Below are 17746 nucleotides of genomic sequence, written 5' to 3'. Positions count from 1 at the left end.
GCCTCCGGTCCGGGTCAGCCGAGCGGGAAGGTGCGGGTCGAGCGCCAGCCCTCCTGCTCGTGGTGCACGTACAGGTGGAAGTCGGTGACGTCGAACGCGCAGTCGAAGCCGGCCAGGTCGTCGAAGGCCCGGTCCAGGGTCGGGTCGTCGAGGTGGTGGGCGACGGTGACGTGCGGGTGGTACGGGTAGTCCAGGTCGACGGAGAGCGGCCCCCGTCGTACGGCGTCCGCCAGCTGCTCGCACTGGGAGATTCCCTCGGCGAGGCTGACGAAGACCACGGGCGACACGGGCCGGAAGGTACCCGTTCCGCGCAGGTGCACCCGGAACGGCGCGACCTCGGTCGCCGCCGTGGCCAGGTGGGCCTCGATCTCGTCGAGCCCGCCCGGCAGCTCGGTGGGCGGGATGAGCGTGATGTGGCTCGGCACGCCCTCGGCGGTGGGGTCACCGATGCGGAGCCGGTAGTCGACCAGCTCGGTGGCCCAGGGCTCGGGGATGGCGACGGCGACACCGATCACCGGCATCAGCCGGCCTCCGTACGACGCTCCACCGGTGCCACGAACCCGATCCGCTGGTAGACGTCGCGCAGTGTGCTCTCCGCGACCGCGTTGGCGGTCTCGGCGCCCTGGGCGAGCACCTGCATGAGGTGGTCCTGGTTGTCGAGGAGCTCGAGGGTGCGGTCCCGGAACGGGGTCACGAACCCGACCACCACCTCGGCGAGGTCCTTCTTGAGGTCGCCGTACATCTTGCCGGCGTACTGCTCCTCGAGGGCCTGGATGCTCTCGCCGGTCAGCGCCGAGTAGATGGTCAGCAGGTTGCTGACGCCCGGCTTCTCCTCCTGGTCGAAGCGGATCTCGGTGCCGGAGTCGGTGACCGCCGAGCGGATCTTCTTCGCCGAGCGGGCCGGGTCCTCGAGCATCTCGATGATGCCGTTGGGGCCGGAGCCCGACTTCGACATCTTCTTCGTCGGCTCCTGCAGGTCGTAGATCTTCGCGGTCGCCTTGAGGATGTAGGGCTCCGGCAGCCGGAAGGTCTTCTTGAACCGGCTGTTGAACCGCTGCGCGAGGTCACGGGTCAGCTCGAGGTGCTGGCGCTGGTCCTCACCGACCGGCACGTAGTGGGGCCGGTAGAGCAGGATGTCGGCGGCCATCAGGATCGGGTACGCGAACAGGCCGACGCTCGCTGCGCCCTCGCCGCCCTTGGCCGACTTGTCCTTGAACTGGGTCATCCGCCGCGCCTCGCCGAACCCGGTCAGGCCGTTGAGCACCCACCCCAGCTGGGCGTGTGCCGGCACGTGGCTCTGCACGAAGATCGCCGACTTCTCGGGCTCGACGCCCGCCGCGAGCAGCTGGGCCGCGCTGCGCAGGGTGCGCTCGCGCAGCAGCTTCGGGTCCCAGTCGGTCGTGATCGCGTGCTGGTCGGCGATGAAGAAGAACGGCTGGTGGTCGCGCTGCAGGTCCACCCACTGCCGCAACGCACCCATGTAGTTGCCGAGGTGGAAGGAGTCGGCGGTCGGCTGGATGCCGGACAGCACGCGCGGTCGCGCGGCTCCCTCGGGCGCGGCCGGCTGCGCGGTCTCCGGCACGGGCGAGTGCTCGGTGGTGGCGGACATGGGAGGGATTCTCTCAGGCCGGTTGAGCTCCTCGTAAAGCCCCCGCCCGCGGCGGACTCCGGTTGACCGCGCCCCATGCGGTTTGGTCGCAGATCGGGGCGATCAGGCGCCAATTCGTATGGGGCGCGGCACATCGAGCTCAGACACGGACCGCAGTGACGCCTTGGCGGCGGTGGACGACGGCCGAGGCGACCAGGATCGCCGTACCGACGGCGGCGAGGCCGGCGCCGACGAGGGCCGGCGCGCGGTAGCCATGACCACCGGCGATGACCAGTCCGCCGAGCCAGGCGCCGAGCGCGTTGGCGATGTTGAGGGCGGCGTGGTTCATCGCGGCGCCGAGGGTGACCGCGTCGCCCGCGACGTCCATCAGCCGCAGCTGCAGGTTGACGACGAGCACGGATCCGGTCGCGGTGACGAGGAAGGCGACGGGCAGCAGCACCCAGCCGTGGGGCGCGGCGGCGTAGTAGACGAGCATCAGCACGATGCCGGCGACGCCGGACAGCAGCAGGCTGCGGTAGACCGACCACGCGGCGAGCTCGCCGGCGAGCCAGGTGCCGGCGACCATGCCGAGGCCCAGAGCCAGCACGAAGAACGGGACCGTGCCGCGCTCGAGGCCGCCGACGACGGTGACCGTCTTGGCGATGTAGGAGTAGACGGCGAACATGCCGCCGAACCCGACGGCGCCGACCGCCATGGTCAGCCACACCTGGAGGCTGCCGAAGAACTCGCGGGCCTCCTTGCGCCCGCTCGCCCCGGAGTCCCCCGGCACCGACGGCACCGCGGCGAGCACCATCGCGACGGTGACCAGGGCAAGCAGGCCGCCGAGCAGGTACGTCGAGCGCCAGCCGACCTGCTGGCCGAGGAAGGTGGCCAGCGGGACGCCGACGACATTGGCGACCGACAGCCCGAGCATGACGCTCGCGACCGCCCGCCCGCGCCGCTCGGGCGCGACCAGGCTCGCCGCGACCAGGCTGGCGACGCCGAAGTAGGCGCCGTGGGGAAGCCCGTCGAGGAAGCGGGCCACCGTGAGCACCTCGTAGCCGGGTGCGGCCGCGCTGAGCAGGTTGAAGGCGGCGTACGCGGCCATCAGTCCCACGAGCATGGCGCGGCGCGGCAAGGCGGCACCGAAGAAGGCGAGGATCGGTACGCCGACCACCACGCCGAGCGCGTACGCCGAGATCACGTGACCCGCGTCCGGCACGGACACCTCGACGCCGTGGGCGATCTCGGGCAGCACGCCCATCGTCATGAACTCGGTGGTGCCGATGGTGAACCCGCCGACCGCGAGCGCCAGGATCGCCAGCGCGGGTCGGTGATGGGACACCTCGGGGCGCCCCTCGGTCGAGGTCGTCGTCGGCGAGGAGGTCACGGGGGATGCTAACCGGGCGACAGCCCGGCGTATTCCGGGACGTCGGATGTCTGGGCTCCACGTCGCCGGCCCGAACCGGTTCAACTACCGAATTCGCGGCCGATCGCGGCATCTCACGACAAATCCGGTAGTTGAACCGAGAGAACGCCGACCACGCCCCGGGCTCAGCCGGCGAGGTGACCCCAGTCGCCGGCCAGCGACGACCACGGCCCGACTGCGGCGACCTCGCCGTCGACGAGGACGACGACGCGGTCGGCCTGGGCGAGCGCGGCGCGCTTGGAGGTCGCCCCGATCACCGTGGTGTGCCGCTCGCGCAGCGCCGCCCACAGCTCGATCTCGGTGGCGGCGTCGAGCGCGCTGGACACGTCGTCGGCGAGCAGCAGCTCGGCGTCGGTCGCCAGGGCGCGGGCCAGGGCGAGGCGCTGGACCTGGCCGCCGGAAAGACGTACGCCCCGGTGTCCGATGACCGCGTCGGGGCCGCCGGCGTCGGCGACGTCCTCGGCCATCCGGGCGGTCTCGACGGGGCCGGCCATCTGTCGGTCGTGGCCGAGCAGGATGTTGTCGGCGAAGGTGCCCGAGAGCACCCGCGGCACCTGGGCGACGTGGCCGACCTGGCCGGGGCGCAGGAAGGTCTCGGGGTCGGTGACGTCCTGGCCGTTCCAGCGCAGCGAGCCGCGGTGGTCGATCAGGCCGGCCAGCGAGGAGAGCAGGCTGGACTTGCCAGAGCCGACCTGGCCAACGAGCAGCACCAGCTCGCCGCGCTCGACGACCAGGTCGATGCCGGTGGCGCCGACCGTGCCGTCGTCGTGGACCGCGGTGTAGCCGGCCAGCTCCAGCCGCTGCAGCGGGACCCGCGCCGGCGTGGCCGGCTCGGGCGCCTCGCCTGCGACCAGGTCGATCCCGTCGGCCATCGCCATCAGGTCCCGGCCACCCGCGAAGCGCGCGGTCGCCTGCTGCCAGGCGCGCACGCCCGGGGCCTCGGTGACCACGGCGCCGGCGACCCGGCCGAACCAGTCGAAGCCGTTGACGGCCGTCGCGACGAGCAGCGCGGTCGCCAGGCCCCAGACGTCCCACAGGTAGAGCGCCCAGGCCGCGACGACGCCGACCTGCACCATCACGATCGGCACGCCGTCGAGGACGGCCTGCACGCGGTGCTCGAAGACGGCCGCCTCCACACGGCCGTCGTCGACCTTGCTCAGGTGGGCGTGGACCTGCGGAGTGCGACCCGCGAGCTTGACCGTGCGGGCCGACTCGACCGCCGACACCACGGCCCGGCCGAACCGGGCCCGGGCGGCCGAGGAGCGCGCGGCCGAGCGACCGGCGATCGGGCGGCCGATCGAGGACGCGAGCGCGCTGGTGAGCATCACGACGAGCAGGACGCCGCCGGCCAGCCAGGTGCCACCGGCGACCATGGTGATCGCGGCGATGAGCAGGCCGTTGACGAAGTCGACCCAGCGGTCGGCGTACCTCGCGTAGCGGTCGGCGTCCATGGAGCGCGCGACCACCTCGCCGGGAGGCGTGCGCGGCAGCCGCTCGCTGCGGACCTGGCCCAGGAGCACGGACATCCGCACCCGGAGCATGACCTCGATCCACCAGCGCGGGTAGCGGCGGAAGGCGTCGGCGAGCAGGATCGGCGCGACCAGCAGGCTGACGACGAGGACGACGACCAGCGAGGTCGCGGACTCCCCCGCCTCGAGCCGCTCGACGACCTTGCCCCAGACGAAGCCGGTGATCGCGCCCAGCGGGGCGAAGATCGTGCCGCCGAGGAACAGCAGCACCGACCAGGCGCCCCACCACGGGCGGACCCAGAAGGCGTTCCAGGTGCCGCGGGCCAACGAGGAGCCGGAGCCGACCTCGGGACGCTCCGGCGGGGTTCCGGTACGGCGACGCCCGCCGACCGCGGTACCGGTCTCGGCCGGGTCGAGGTCGGCGTCGGCGAAGCCCTCGGTGTCGCTGGCGGCGAGCAGCCGGCGGAACGGTCCGTCGGCGACCGCGAGCTCGTCGCGCGGGCCGTGCTGGATGACGGTGCCGTGGTCGAGCACGGCGACCGCCTCGGCGCGCTCGATGGTGCTGAGCCGGTGGGCGACGAGGATGCCGGTGCGGCCGCTGATCAGCCGGTCGGCGGCCGCGACGACGCGGGCCTCGGTGACCGGGTCCATCCGGGCCGTCGCCTCGTCGAGCACGACGACCTGGACGTGGCGCACCAGCAGCCGGGCGAACGCGACCAGCTGCTCCTCCCCTGCCGACAGCGTGGTGCCGCCGGGACCGAGCAGGGTGTCGAGGCCGTCGGGCAGGCCGGCCACCCAGTCGGTGAGGCCGAGCTCGGCGACGGCCGCCTCGACCTCCTCGCGCGGGACGCTGGCGAACAGCGTGATGTTGTCGGCGAGGCTGCCGGCCAGGATCTCGGTGCGCTGGGTGACGACACCGACCCGGCGGCGCAGCTCGTGGAGGTCGAGCGTGGTGATGTCGGCCCCGCCGAGGAAGATCGTGCCGGGCGGCGGCTCCGCGGCCCGCGAGAGCAGCGAGGCGAGGGTCGACTTGCCCGAGCCGGTGCGGCCGACCAGGGCCAGGGTGTGGCCCTCCTCGACGTACAGCGTGACGTCGCGCAGCGCGAACGAGCTCTCGTTGTAGGCGAAGTCGAGGTGGCGGATGCGCAGGTCGAGCGCGCCCGACGGGACCGCCTCGCCGCCCTCGGGCTCCGCCTCGACGGCGAGGAGCTGGCGCAGCCGCAGGACCGCGCCGAGGCCGGCCTGGATGTCGGGCAGCTGGTGGGCCAGGTTGTTGATCTGGCCGACGAAGATCGTCGTCACCAAGAAGAGCGTGACCAGTCGCGCGACGCCGAGGTGGTCGCCGCTGACCAGCGCGACGCCACAGACCGCGATCGCGGCGAGCAGTCCGTGGAGCAGCAGGCCGACCTTGATCGCCAGCCGGGCCTCGATCATCAGCACCCGGCGGAACTTCTCGTGGACGTCGGCGGAGAGCTGCGCGAGCCTGCGTACGGCGAACGCCTGGCCCAGGCTCGTGCGCAGGTCGTCGCGCCCGGCGACGCCCTCCTCGAGTGCCGCGGCGTGATCGGTCCAGGCGGCCTCCTCGATCACCTTGCGGCGGGCGATCTCGACCAGCGCCGGACGCATCACCCAGACCGTGACGGCGCCGACGAGCGGGAACAGGACGAAGGCGGGCCACCAGGTGAAGCCGGCGACCAGCCACATCGGGACCGAGGCGAAGCCGGTGCGCATCGCCATCCAGATCTGCTGGCGCAGCAGGGTCCCGACCTCGTGGGTGTCGTCGTCGACCCGGTCGAGGACCTCGCCGACGGCCTGCTCGGTGAGGTGCTCGAGAGGCTGCTGCAGCGCGGCGCTCAGCAGGTCACCGCGAAGCCGGCCCTCGGCCCGGTCGACCACGCCCGCCCACACGACCCGGCCGGCGGTGTCGACGGTCGCGGCCCCCACGACGAACAGTGCGAGCCAGCCGACCAGGGTGCCGGTCGGGTGGTCGGCGATCCGTCCGGCGACGACGGTGCCGAGCGCCTGCCCGAGGGCCGCGAGCGCGACCGCGCCCACGGCGAAGCCGGCGGCCGGCGTGCGCAGGCGGCGCCAGTCGACGCGACGCGCCGGGTCGCCACCGACAGCGGGCCGCTCGCGGGCGTCGGGGCGGGTCAGCGTCGTGGTCATCGGCACCAGCGTAGGTTCCGGCGCCGACAGTTCGCCTCCGAATAAACTGCGGCGAATGCCCGGCCCGGCTACAGGTGTTTGAGGGCCTCGCGTCGGCTCAGCGGGCTCATCTCGTGGCCGGCGGCGTAGGCGCGGACCCACTCCGGGTGCACCTTCGCGACCTCCCGCAGCGACCACCCGACCGCCTTGCGGATGAAGAACTCGCCGTCGGCGAGGTTGGGCTCCAGCACCGCAACCAGCAGGTCGAGGTCGACCCGGTCCCCGCGGCCGAGCTGGGAGATGATCGCGAGCCGGCGCACCCAGAAGGACCCGTCGTCGGTCGACCAGCGGCGCACGACCTGCGCGGTCTCGACCGGGTGCGCGTCGTGCAGCTCGGCGACCCGGTGGGCGGCCTCGTCGACGTGGTCCCACCAGGCGCCGCTGCGCGCGACGTGTTCGTGGAAGGGCACCAGCGACAGGTCGCCGCGCAGGGGACGCAGGCCGACCAGGGCCGCCGCGGCGTACCTCTCCTCGCGGTGGGTGGCGTCGTCCCACAGCTCGCGTGCGGCGGTCGTCAGCTCCAGGGGGTCGTGGACGCCGAGCTCGCGCACGAGGGCGCGAACCAGGCGGCGTACGTCGGGAACGCGGACGCCGAGGAAGGGCATCGCCGACTTCATGTACGCCTGCTGGCCCGGGGCAAGGGACGCGTCGGCCGCGGCCCGCAACGAGGTGCGGACCGCGGCCGGCAGCGACACGGTGATCAGCGAGCGATCAGAACCCGGCGAGCGCCTCGTTGAGCGTCGCGCTCGGGCGCATCACGGCCGAGGTCTTCTCTGCGTCCGGGTAGTAGTAGCCACCGATGTCGGCGGGCTCGCCCTGGACGGCGATCAGCTCCTCGGCGATCTTCGCCTCGTTGGCCCGCAGCTTCTCGGCGAGCGGCTTGAACGCGGCCGCGAGGTCGGCGTCCTCGGTCTGGTTCGCCAGCTCCTCGGCCCAGTAGAGCGCGAGGTAGAAGTGCGAGCCGCGGTTGTCGGTCGTGCCGAGCTTGCGGCCCGGCGAGCGGTCCTCGTTGAGGAAGGTGCCGGTGGCACGGTCGAGCGCGTCGGCCAGGACCTGCGCGGCGGGGGCGCCGGCCTGCTCGGCGTACTTCTCCAGCGAGGGGACGAGCGCGAAGAACTCACCGAGGCTGTCCCAGCGCAGGTAGTTCTCCTCGACCAGCTGCTGCACGTGCTTGGGCGCCGAGCCGCCCGCGCCGGTCTCGAACAGTCCGCCGCCGGCGATCAGCGGGACGACGGAGAGCATCTTGGCCGACGTACCGAGCTCGAGGATCGGGAACAGGTCGGTGTTGTAGTCGCGCAGCACGTTGCCGGTCACCGAGATGGTGTCCTCGCCCTTGCGCATCCGCTCGAGGGAGTACGACGTCGCGAGCTCCGGCGACAGGATCTCGATGGTGAGGCCGTCGGTGTCGTGCTCGGGCAGGTAGGCGTTGACCTTCTTGATGAGCTCGGCGTCGTGCGCACGCGACTCGTTGAGCCAGAAGATCGCCGGCGTCTGCGACGCGCGGGCGCGCGTGACGGCGAGCTTGACCCAGTCCTGGACGGGGATGTCCTTGGTCTGGCAGGCACGCCAGATGTCGCCGGCCTCGACGTCGTGCTCGATGAGCACGTCACCGTTGGAGGCGAGGACACGGACGGTGCCGGCCTCGGCGATCTCGAAGGTCTTGTCGTGCGAGCCGTACTCCTCGGCCGCCTGCGCCATCAGGCCGACGTTCGGGACGGTGCCGATGGTGGCCGGGTCGAGCGGGCCGTTCTTCTTCACGTCGTCGAGGACGGCCTGGTAGACGCCGGCGTACGACGAGTCGGGGATGACCGCGAGCGTGTCGTCCTCGCCGCCGTCGACACCCCACAGGCGGCCACCGTTGCGGACCAGCGCGGGCATCGACGCGTCGACGATGACGTCGGAGGGGACGTGCAGGTTGGTGATGCCCTTGTCGGAGTTGACGTAGGACAGGCGCGGGCCGGCGGCGAGGGCGGCGTCGAACGCGGCCTTGATCTCCGCGCCGTTCTCGAGGGCGTCGAGGCCGGCCAGGATGGCGCCGAGCCCATCGTTGGCCGACAGGCCGGCGGCGGCGAGCTGGTCGCCGTACTGCGCGAAGACGTCGGAGAAGAAGGCCTTCACGACGTGGCCGAAGATGATCGGGTCGGAGACCTTCATCATGGTCGCCTTGAGGTGGACCGAGAACAGCACGTCCTGGGCCTGGGCCTCGGCGATGGCGTTCTTGAGGAAGGCCTGCAGGTACGCCGCCTCCATCTTGGTGCCGTCGACGATCTCGCCGGCGAGGACCTTGAGGCCGTCCTTGAGCACGACGGTCTCGCCGGCGGCGGTCTCGAGGACGATCGAGAGCACGTCGTCCTGGGCCAGGGTCACGGACTTCTCGTTGCTGGCGAAGTCGTGCTCGCCCATGGTGGCGACGTTGGTCTTCGAGCCCTCGGTGAAGGGCTTGTTGGTGTGCGGGTGGGTCTTGGCGTAGTTCTTCACCGACGCGGGGGCGCGGCGGTCGGAGTTGCCCTCGCGCAGGACCGGGTTCACGGCGGAGCCCTTGACCTTGTCGTACTTGGCCCGGATCTCCTTCTCCTCCGCCGTCGCCGGCGCCTCGGGGTAGTCCGGGACGGCGAAGCCCTGCGCCTGCAGCTCCTTGATCGCGGCCTTGAGCTGCGGGATGGAGGCGGAGATGTTGGGGAGCTTGATGATGTTGGCCTCGGGCGTCTTGGCGAGCTCACCGAGCTCGGTCAGCGCGTCGTCGGCGAGGCCGAACTGGGCGAGGATGCGCGCGGCGACGGAGATGTCGCGGGTCTCGAACGCGACGCCGGCCTTGGCGGCGAACGCCTCGACGATCGGCAGGAAGGAGTACGTCGCCAGCAGCGGCGCCTCGTCGGTGTGGGTGTAGATGATGCTCGACATGTCCGGGCGTCACTCCTGGGCCGTGGGTGGGATTCTTGACGTCAAGATACCTGATGCCGGGGCACGCGTCCCCTTCGGCAGCCACAGTAATGACTAGGCTGCCGTGTGTAACCCGGCGGTTTTCGGGAGCCCCACGGAGGAGAAGGTCCAGCCCATGTCAGAAGAAGCAGTCGACACGTCCACACCCCCCACCCTCGTCCAGAAGATCGCGGCCGAGGCCCTCGGCACCGCCGTACTCGTCTTCATCGGCTGCGGTTCCGCCGTCATCTTCGGCAACGTCGCGGACGACAGCACCGGTCTCGCCGGGCTGTTCGCGATCACGGCGGTCGGCCTGTCGTTCGGCATCGCGATCATCGCGATGGTCTACACCTTCGGCCGCGTCTCCGGTGGCCACTTCAACCCGGCGGTCTCCGTCGGTGCCGCGCTCGGCGGCCGCATCTCGTGGAAGGACGCCGGTCTCTACAGCGCGGCGCAGATCGTCGGCGGCCTCGTCGGCGGCCTCCTGCTCGCACTGACCGCGCTCTCCAGCGACTTCGGCTGGGAGTTCGGCGAGTCGCTCGGCTCCAACGGCTTCGGTGACCACGGCGGCGTCGAGCTGCTCGGCGCGCTGCTCATCGAGCTCATCCTGACCTTCATCTTCGTGACGGTCATCCTCGGCACCACCGACGAGCGGAACCGCGCCGTGGCCGCCATGGCCCCGCTGACCATCGGCCTCACCCTCGCGGCGATCCACTTCGTGGCCATCCCCGCGACCGGCACGTCGGTCAACCCGGCTCGCTCGATCGGCGTCGCGTTCTTCTCCGGCAGCGACGCGATCGTCCAGCTGTGGCTGTTCATCGTCGCCCCGCTGCTCGGCGGTGCGATCGCCGGTGTGCTGTACCCGCTGGTGTTCGGCCACGGCGCCGACCCGGTCCCCGGCTCGGGCCTGAACTTCGGTGCGGGTGGCTCGTCCGACCCGGGCTTCACCCAGCAGTGGAACCAGCAGGCCTACGGCCAGCAGCAGGCGTACGGCCAGCACCAGGCGCAGCCGGGCCAGCAGGTCGGCCAGGTCGGCCAGGTCGGCCAGCCCGCCCAGCAGCAGGGCCAGCCGATCATCCAGGACGGCTGGCAGTGGGACCCCGCCGCGCAGCAGTGGATCCCGGCCCAGCAGCAGCCCGCTCCCGGCGCGCCGGCCTCGCCGGACCCGCAGGCCGGGTGGGCGCCGCCCGCCAGCGACCAGACGCAGGTGCGTCCCCCGCAGTGATGCGGTGACGGGTCAACCCTTCCCGGGGGCGTGGAGTCGCGGCGACGCGGCCCACGCCCTCGGGCGTTTTCCTGCCCACGGGCGCGCGGCGGGGGTGTTACTCGCGGCCCGGCTCGTACGCGACGAGGCCCGCGTCGTCGGTCCGGACCAGTCCGACACCGCGAGCGTAGGTCTCCGTGCGGACCCCGGTGGCGTCCTCGACGTCGAGCGTGACGGTGCGGTGGTACGTCGCCAGCGGGACCGTGATCTCCTCACCGACGTCCGCGACCGTCGCCACCTCGGACAGGCCCGGTGCAGAGGCGGTGCGGAAGCCGTCCCCGAACCGGGGCGCGGCGGGCATCGCTAGGCCGGCCTCGGCGCCGCCCTCCCCCGCCTGCCACTGGCCCTCGCGGCCGAACCACCACACGTTGCCGGCCCGGTCCTGGGCGTACAGGTCGCGGACGACGGCGCCGTCGGCGGCGGCACGGACCAGCGTCGTCGTCGCGACGCCGTCGACCGAGGGTCCGGCCTCCACCGTCAGGGTGAGGTCGACGCTGCCGGTCGCCAGGTCGGCGTACTCCCACCGCGAGCCGACGGCCAGCGGGAGCCACGGGTTGCCGATCCGGGCGACGAAGTCGGCGGGCCGCGGGTCGGGGGTCGGGATCTCCAGACCGTCGACGCCGGTCGGCGCACTGGGCGCGGAGGCCGACCCGCAACCGGCCAGCACGGCCCCGGCGAGGGTCAGGGCCGCGAGAGCCGCGAGAGCACGTGTCCGCATGGCCGTCATCGTCGCAGCACCCGGACCGGGTCAGCGCGCGGGCCCGGGCGCTGCTAGCGTCGCGGGAGTCCACCGAGTTCCTTGAAGGAGTCCTTGTGAGCACCACCCCGCTCAAGGTGGCCGTGACCGGCGCGGCCGGTCAGATCGGCTACAGCCTGCTCTTCCGCATCGCCAGCGGCGCCATCGCCGGCGACCGTCCCGTCGAGCTGCGTCTGCTCGAGATCGAGCCCGCGCTCAAGGCGCTCGAGGGCGTCGTCATGGAGCTCGACGACTGCGCGTTCCCGAACCTCGCCGGCGTCCAGATCGGCTCCGACCCGGAGAAGATCTTCGACGGCGTCAACCTCGCCCTGCTCGTCGGCGCGCGGCCGCGCGGCCCGGGCATGGAGCGCGGCGACCTGCTGTCCGCCAACGGCGCGATCTTCACCGCCCAGGGCAAGGCGCTCAACGCCGTCGCCGCCGACGACGTCCGCATCGGCGTCACCGGCAACCCGGCCAACACCAACGCGCTGATCGCCGCGAGCAACGCCCCCGACATCCCCAAGGAGCGGTTCTCGGCGCTGACCCGCCTCGACCACAACCGGGCGATCTCCCAGCTGGCCGCGAAGACCGGCTCGGCCGTCACCGACATCAAGAAGATCACGATCTGGGGCAACCACTCGGCCACCCAGTACCCCGACATCTTCCACGCCGAGATCGCCGGCAAGAACGCCGCCGAGGTCGTGGGCGACCAGGCCTGGATCGCCGACACCTTCATCCCGACCGTCGCCAAGCGCGGCGCCGCGATCATCGACGCCCGGGGCGCCTCCTCGGCCGCCTCGGCCGCGTCCGCGACCTGCGACGCCGCCCGCGACTGGCTGAACGGCACCCCGGCCGACGACTGGGTCTCGATGGCGGTCGTCTCCGACGGCTCCTACGGCGTCCCCGAGGGCCTGGTGTCCTCGTTCCCGGTCACCACCTCGAACGGCGACTGGAGCATCGTCCAGGGCCTCGAGATCGACGAGTTCTCGCGCGGCAAGATCGACGCCTCCGTCGCCGAGCTGGCCGACGAGAAGGCCGCGGTCACCGAGCTGGGCCTGATCTGACCTGACGTACGACGAAGGGCCGGTGCCGCGTGGCACCGGCCCTTCGTCGTACGTGCGGAGTCCTCAGCCCTGCTCCGGGATGCTCCCGGCGAGCAGGATCAGCACGACCGCGACGGTGACCAGGATGCCGACGTCGAGGAACCGGTGGCGAACGGCGAGCATGCCGGCATCCTTCTCCGGCAGCCCCAGCCGCAGCGCGGCGGCGGTGAGCAGGCCGCCGGACATGATCCGCAGGCCCACCCGCCAGTCCGAGACTGCCGCGACCACCAGGCCGGCGCCGACGACGACCAGGACGGCGATGTAGCACGCGCCGCCGATCGTCGAGGGGTAGCGACGCGGCTCCTCGGGGAGCTCGGGGGCCTCGTCGTTCAGCGTGCTGCCTTCCCGTTCGCCGCCTGCTTCTCGGCCATCGAGACCACGTTGGCCAGCAGCATCGCGCGCGTCATCGGGCCGACCCCGCCCGGGTTGGGCGAGACCCACCCGGCGACGTCCCAGACGTCGGCGGCGACGTCGCCGGCGATCTTGCCGTCGACCCGGCTGACGCCGACGTCGAGGACGGCCGCGCCGGGCTTGACCATGTCGCCGGTGATGATGTCAGGCACGCCGGCGGCCGCGACCACGATGTCGGCCGTGCGCACGTGGGCGGCGAGGTCGACGGTGCCGGTGTGGCACAGGGTCACCGTGGCGTTCTCGCTGCGGCGGGTCAGGAGCAGGCCGAGCGGGCGGCCGACGGTGATGCCGCGACCGACCACGACCACCTCGGCGCCTGCGATCGGGACGTCGTGGCGGCGCAGCAGCTCGACGATGCCGTACGGCGTGCACGGCAGCGGCGCCTCGTTGCCGAGCACCAGCCAGCCCAGGTTGGTGGGGTGGAGCCCGTCGGCGTCCTTGGCGGGGTCGATCAGGCCGAGCACCCGGTTCTCGTCACGACCGCGCGGCAGCGGCAGCTGGACGATGTAGCCGGTGCAGTCGGGGTCGGCGTTGAGGCCGGCGACGGCCTCCTCGATCTCCTGCTGGGTCGCGACCTCGGGCAGGTCGACGCGGATCGAGGCGATACCGACCTCGGCGCAGTCCTTGTGCTTGCCGTTGACGTACCACCGCGAGCCGGGGTCGTCGCCCACCAGTACCGTGCCGAGCCCCGGGATGATGCCCTGCTCGCGCAGCTTCTCGATCCGGACCCGGAGCTCGTCCTTGATCGCGGCCGCAGTGGCGTTGCCGTCGAGTTTTCTTGCCGTCACGCACGCATCCTCTCAGAGGTTGCGCCAGCCTCTTGACCGCCCGGTGCTCACGGACGGGTGACCTCGACTCCCAGCGAGGCGAAGATCTCGGTCACGGCACGCGCCACCGCGCGTCGTACCCGGGCGGCCGGGACCACGCCCGGCACCCCCTCACGCTCCACCTCGACCGAGGCGGCCACCGTGACCATCACCCCGTCCTGCTGGACCAGCAGTGCGTACGCGAGGTTGTCGTCGCGCGGAGCCTTCGGCGACGGGTCGGCGCGGCGGGCCGCGGGCCGGTCGACGACCCACGCGGCGGCTCCCCAGCCCACGGCGGGCATGCTCTCGCCCAGGTCGTCGAGGTCGTCGAAGGACTCCGCCGAGGGCAGCAGGCGGGCCAGCCCCTCCGCCTGGTCCGGCGTGCCGAGCGCGACCGCCGTCTCGAAGCGGATGTTCACGTCGTTCGTGGAGACGGTGTACCAGGAGCAGTCGAGCCTGGTGCCCACCTCGGTCCGCCGCCCGTCCAGCATCGCCAGCGTCCGGTCGCTGAACCCGTTGCAGGCACCGACGACGTCGTCGGGGCCGATCGCGGCGCTGCCACTCCCGTCGTCGACCGGCCCGACCTCCTCGCCGGCCGGCGGCAGCTCGACCACGCGGGCCCGAGCGCCGTCCTCGCTCGCCGCCACCGCCACGAGGACGTCGTCGGCGCCGAGCACCCGGTCCTGCTCGCCCTGCCTGGCGATCCGCCCGAGCAGCTGCCGCTGGCCGTCCGCCGCCGCCATCCGTACGACGTCGTACGACTCGCCGGGCTCGCCCTTGACGACAGTGAGCCCGGCCGCGTCCGCGGCCACGACGGTGCCTTGCAGGCTCCGGGACCAGGCGAGCGTGCCGGTGGCGGTGTCGAAGCGGTGGACCGTGGTCGGTCCGCCGTCGACCGCACTGGTGGCGTAGGTGGAGCCTGGCGACCTCAGCGCCGGCGAGGGGGTGTCAGCACCCGCGAGCAGGTTCTGGGCACCACGACGCCCGATCCGCTGCACCACCACGTCGTCGTCGGCCCACCGACCGAGCACGAGCGGCGAGCCGCCCAGCACCTCCAGCGCGACCGGGTCCTCGCCGTGCTCCTGGCGCAGCACCGCTCCGCTGTCGGCGTCGCGCACCCGCAGCGTGCCCGTCAGGTCCAGCGAGTCCGGGTCGTCGGGGACGAAGTCGACGAGCACCTGGCCGTCGGTGGCCGCCCCGCCGGAGAAGGTGCAGTCGCCGTCCTTCTCCAGCTCGAAGACCTCGCGCGAGAGCCGGTGGCCGTCGTCGAGCCGTAGCCGCGTCACCGAGCAGCGGCCCAGGGCCGTCACGGCGGTGTCGCCGACGGCGAGCCCGTCGAGACCCGGGTTCGCGGCGAACGGCGGCACCCGGCTGCTCCACCGCTCGGCGCCGTCACGGACGTCGTACGCCGTCACGGTGCGGCACGGCTCCGGCTCCCGCCGTGGGCCGGCAGGATCGCCGGTGGCCAGCAGGATCAGGCCGGTGCCGGTCACGTCCGACGCCGTGCACCACCGGGCCAGGTCCCGGCGCCACAGCTCGTCGCCGCTGGAGCGCTCGAATCCCGCGAGGTACCGGTCTCCGGCCAGCACGACCACCTCGTCGGTGACCCGCACGACCCGCGGCCCGGCGGGCAGGGTCGCCGTCCAGGCGGGCACGAGCGCGTCCTCGACCGCGGGCGAGGAGTGCTCGGTGGGCCGGGCGACGGGAGCGGGAGTCGCCTCGCCGCCCCGGCCGAGGACCAGGGCGACGGCGACAGCGACGAGCGCCAGGACGATGCCGGCGACAACGGTGGTGCGGGAGCGGGTGGAACTCACGGCGTGCAGCCTCCCCACCCGATCAGTACACGAACCGGAACTCCCGGGTTCCTGTCCCGGCGCGAACGGCGGCCAGCACGCGCGGCACCTGGGCGTCGCCGACGCCGGCCCGGGCGAACAGCGCCACCAGCCAGCGGTAGCTGGCCGGCTGCGCCCACAGACCGACCCGGCTGCTCTGCATGCCGGGCTCCGCCAGCTCGCGCTCGGCCCGCGAGTAGCCGTAGGTCCCGTCCGGGATCTCGACGACGTCGAACCGGACCTGCCTGCCCTCGGCCTCGATCAGGACCTCGGTGCGGTGCTCCTCCTCGGAGTGCCGTCCCGAGACCACCACGCTCATTCCCCCGTCCAGCTCAGTGGAAGAAGTGACGAGTCCCGGTGAAGTACATGGTGACGCCGGCCGCCTGGCAGGCAGCGATGGTCTCCTCGTCACGCACCGAGCCGCCCGGCTGCACGATCGCCTTCACGCCGGCGTCGAGCAGGATCTGCGGGCCGTCCGCGAACGGGAAGAACGCGTCGGAGGCGGCGACCGAGCCGCGCGCCCGCTCCTCGCCCTCGACCAGGGTGTTGGCCCGCTCGACGGCGAGCTTGCAGGAGTCGACCCGGTTGACCTGGCCCATGCCGATGCCGACGGCACCGCCGTCGCGCGCCAGCAGGATCGCGTTGGACTTCGCGGCGCGGACCGAGCGCCAGGCGAAGGCGAGGTCCGCAAGGGTCGCCTCGTCGGCGGCCTCACCGGTCGCCAGCGTCCACGCAGCAGGGTCGTCGCCCTCGGCCTGGAAGCGGTCGGCGTGCTGCATGAGCAGGCCGCCGCTGATCGGCCGGGTCTCGACGCCACCCTGCGCGAGCGGCTCGGCGAGGAGGATCCGGATGTTCTTCTTGCCCTGGAGCACCTCGACCGCGCCGTCGTCGTACCCGGGGGCGACGATGACCTCGGTGAAGATCTCCGCGACCTGCTGGGCCATCTCGACCGAAACGGGCACGTTGGTGGCGATCACGCCGCCGAACGCGGAGACCGGGTCGCACTCGTGGGCGCGGCGGTGCGCCTCGGCCACGTCGGCGCCGACCGCGATGCCGCACGGGTTGGCGTGCTTGATGATCGCGACGGTCGGCTGGTCGCCGTGGTCGTAAGCCGCGCGGCGGGCCGCGTCGGTGTCGACGTAGTTGTTGTAGGACATCTCCTTGCCGTGCAGCTGCTCGGCGGCGGCGAGGCCGCCGGGGCCGAAGCCGGAGCGGTAGAGCGCGGCCGGCTGGTGCGGGTTCTCGCCGTAGCGGAGCACGGCCTGCTTGTCCCAGGTGCCGCCGATCCAGGCCGGGAAGCCGGTGCCCTCGGAGGAGTCGGTGAGCACCGAGCCCATCCAGGAGGCGACCTGGACGTCGTACGTCGCGGTGTGGACGAACGCCTTGGCGGCCAGCGCCTTGCGCTCGTCGTACGTGAAGCCCTCGCCCTGCGCGGCACTCAGCGCCGCGGCGTAGTCGGCGCCGTCGGTGACGATCGCGACCGAGGGGTGGTTCTTCGCGGCGGCGCGGACCATGGACGGGCCGCCGATGTCGATCTTCTCGATGCAGTCGTCGACGCCGGCACCCGAGGCGACGGTCGCGGCGAACGGGTACAGGTTGACCACGACCAGGTCGAACGGCGCGACCTCGAGCTCCTCGAGCTGACGGACGTGGTCGGGCAGGCGGCGGTCGGCGAGGATGCCGGCGTGCACCCGCGGGTGCAGCGTCTTGACCCGGCCGTCGAGGCACTCCGGGAAGCCGGTCAGGTCCTCGACCTTGGTCACCGGGAGGCCGAGCGACTCGATGAGGGCGGCCGAGCCGCCGGTCGACACGAGCTCGACGCCGGCGGCCGCGAGGCCCTGCACCAGGTCGTCGAGACCGGTCTTGTCGAAGACGGAGACCAGCGCGCGCTTGATCTTGATCCGGTCGGGCGTGGTGGACATCGGGCTCCTCATCGGTCGGTGGTCTCGATGAGGGCACCCAGGCGATCGATGCCGACTCGTCA

14 protein-coding genes are annotated in these 17746 nt (G+C 72.5%); 2 read left to right on the top strand and 12 right to left on the bottom strand.

Annotated features, from left to right (window positions below; genetic code table 11):
* Positions 1-14: 14 nt before the first annotated feature.
* The 6 genes from QI633_RS05545 to QI633_RS05520 all read right to left on the bottom strand — a co-directional run bounded on the left by QI633_RS05545 (position 15) and on the right by QI633_RS05520 (position 9592).
* Positions 15-521, bottom strand: coding sequence for a 2'-5' RNA ligase family protein (locus QI633_RS05545; RefSeq protein ID WP_282428363.1), 507 nt, complete (start codon positions 519-521; stop codon positions 15-17).
* A complete protein-coding gene (trpS, locus tag QI633_RS05540; protein WP_141800051.1) occupies positions 521-1609 on the bottom strand; it encodes a tryptophan--tRNA ligase in 1089 nt (362 codons plus the stop codon). The genes QI633_RS05545 and trpS overlap by 1 nt, the downstream gene beginning before the upstream one ends.
* Before the next feature lie 139 nt (positions 1610-1748).
* A complete protein-coding gene (locus tag QI633_RS05535) occupies positions 1749-2978 on the bottom strand; it encodes an MFS transporter (RefSeq protein WP_282428362.1) in 1230 nt (409 codons plus the stop codon).
* 164 nt (positions 2979-3142) lie between these two features.
* Positions 3143-6652: an ABC transporter ATP-binding protein gene (locus QI633_RS05530; protein ID WP_141800052.1), complete on the bottom strand. Its 3510-nt coding sequence runs from the start codon at positions 6650-6652 to the stop codon at positions 3143-3145.
* A 68-nt stretch (positions 6653-6720) separates the two neighbouring features.
* On the bottom strand, positions 6721-7386 hold the full coding sequence (locus QI633_RS05525; RefSeq protein ID WP_222117904.1) for a DNA alkylation repair protein: 666 nt from the start codon (positions 7384-7386) through the stop codon (positions 6721-6723).
* 16 nt (positions 7387-7402) lie between these two features.
* A complete protein-coding gene (locus QI633_RS05520; RefSeq protein WP_141800054.1) occupies positions 7403-9592 on the bottom strand; it encodes an NADP-dependent isocitrate dehydrogenase in 2190 nt (729 codons plus the stop codon).
* A 154-nt stretch (positions 9593-9746) separates the two neighbouring features.
* Here QI633_RS05520 and QI633_RS05515 point away from each other — a divergent pair, with 154 nt between their 5' ends.
* Positions 9747-10835 carry an MIP family channel protein gene (locus tag QI633_RS05515; protein WP_282428361.1) on the top strand — a complete coding sequence of 363 codons (1089 nt, stop codon included), beginning with the start codon at positions 9747-9749 and terminating at the stop codon, positions 10833-10835.
* 97 nt (positions 10836-10932) lie between these two features.
* Here QI633_RS05515 and QI633_RS05510 read toward each other — a convergent pair whose 3' ends face one another.
* A complete protein-coding gene (locus QI633_RS05510) occupies positions 10933-11592 on the bottom strand; it encodes a hypothetical protein (protein WP_282428360.1) in 660 nt (219 codons plus the stop codon).
* 95 nt (positions 11593-11687) lie between these two features.
* Here QI633_RS05510 and QI633_RS05505 point away from each other — a divergent pair, with 95 nt between their 5' ends.
* Positions 11688-12674, top strand: a complete 987-nt coding sequence (locus QI633_RS05505; protein WP_141800056.1) for a malate dehydrogenase — start codon at positions 11688-11690, stop codon at positions 12672-12674.
* Between the two features lie 63 nt (positions 12675-12737).
* On the opposite strand, the gene QI633_RS05500 is transcribed toward QI633_RS05505, so the two are convergent.
* Genes QI633_RS05500 through purH form a run of 5 tightly spaced genes read right to left on the bottom strand, consistent with a single transcriptional unit; the run spans position 12738 to position 17684 of the window.
* Complete coding sequence (locus tag QI633_RS05500; RefSeq protein ID WP_260806226.1) at positions 12738-13154, bottom strand: DUF3017 domain-containing protein; 417 nt, start codon at positions 13152-13154, stop codon at positions 12738-12740.
* Positions 13043-13912: a bifunctional methylenetetrahydrofolate dehydrogenase/methenyltetrahydrofolate cyclohydrolase gene (locus QI633_RS05495; protein ID WP_282428359.1), complete on the bottom strand. Its 870-nt coding sequence runs from the start codon at positions 13910-13912 to the stop codon at positions 13043-13045. Before QI633_RS05495 ends, QI633_RS05500 begins: the two co-directional genes overlap by 112 nt.
* A 47-nt stretch (positions 13913-13959) precedes the next feature.
* Positions 13960-15744: a PQQ-binding-like beta-propeller repeat protein gene (locus tag QI633_RS05490; RefSeq protein ID WP_282428358.1), complete on the bottom strand. Its 1785-nt coding sequence runs from the start codon at positions 15742-15744 to the stop codon at positions 13960-13962.
* Between the two features lie 22 nt (positions 15745-15766).
* Positions 15767-16081 (bottom strand): hypothetical protein, encoded by a 315-nt coding sequence (locus tag QI633_RS05485; RefSeq protein ID WP_141800060.1) that lies wholly within the window; start codon positions 16079-16081, stop codon positions 15767-15769.
* 13 nt (positions 16082-16094) lie between these two features.
* Complete coding sequence (purH, locus tag QI633_RS05480) at positions 16095-17684, bottom strand: bifunctional phosphoribosylaminoimidazolecarboxamide formyltransferase/IMP cyclohydrolase (protein ID WP_141800061.1); 1590 nt, start codon at positions 17682-17684, stop codon at positions 16095-16097.
* Positions 17685-17746 lie beyond the last annotated feature (62 nt).

It is taken from the genome of Nocardioides sp. QY071, from assembly GCF_029961765.1.
Classification (GTDB): domain Bacteria; phylum Actinomycetota; class Actinomycetes; order Propionibacteriales; family Nocardioidaceae; genus Nocardioides.
The sequence above is the reverse complement of the archived record's forward strand: the minus strand, read 5'-3'. Positions and strand labels throughout refer to the sequence as shown.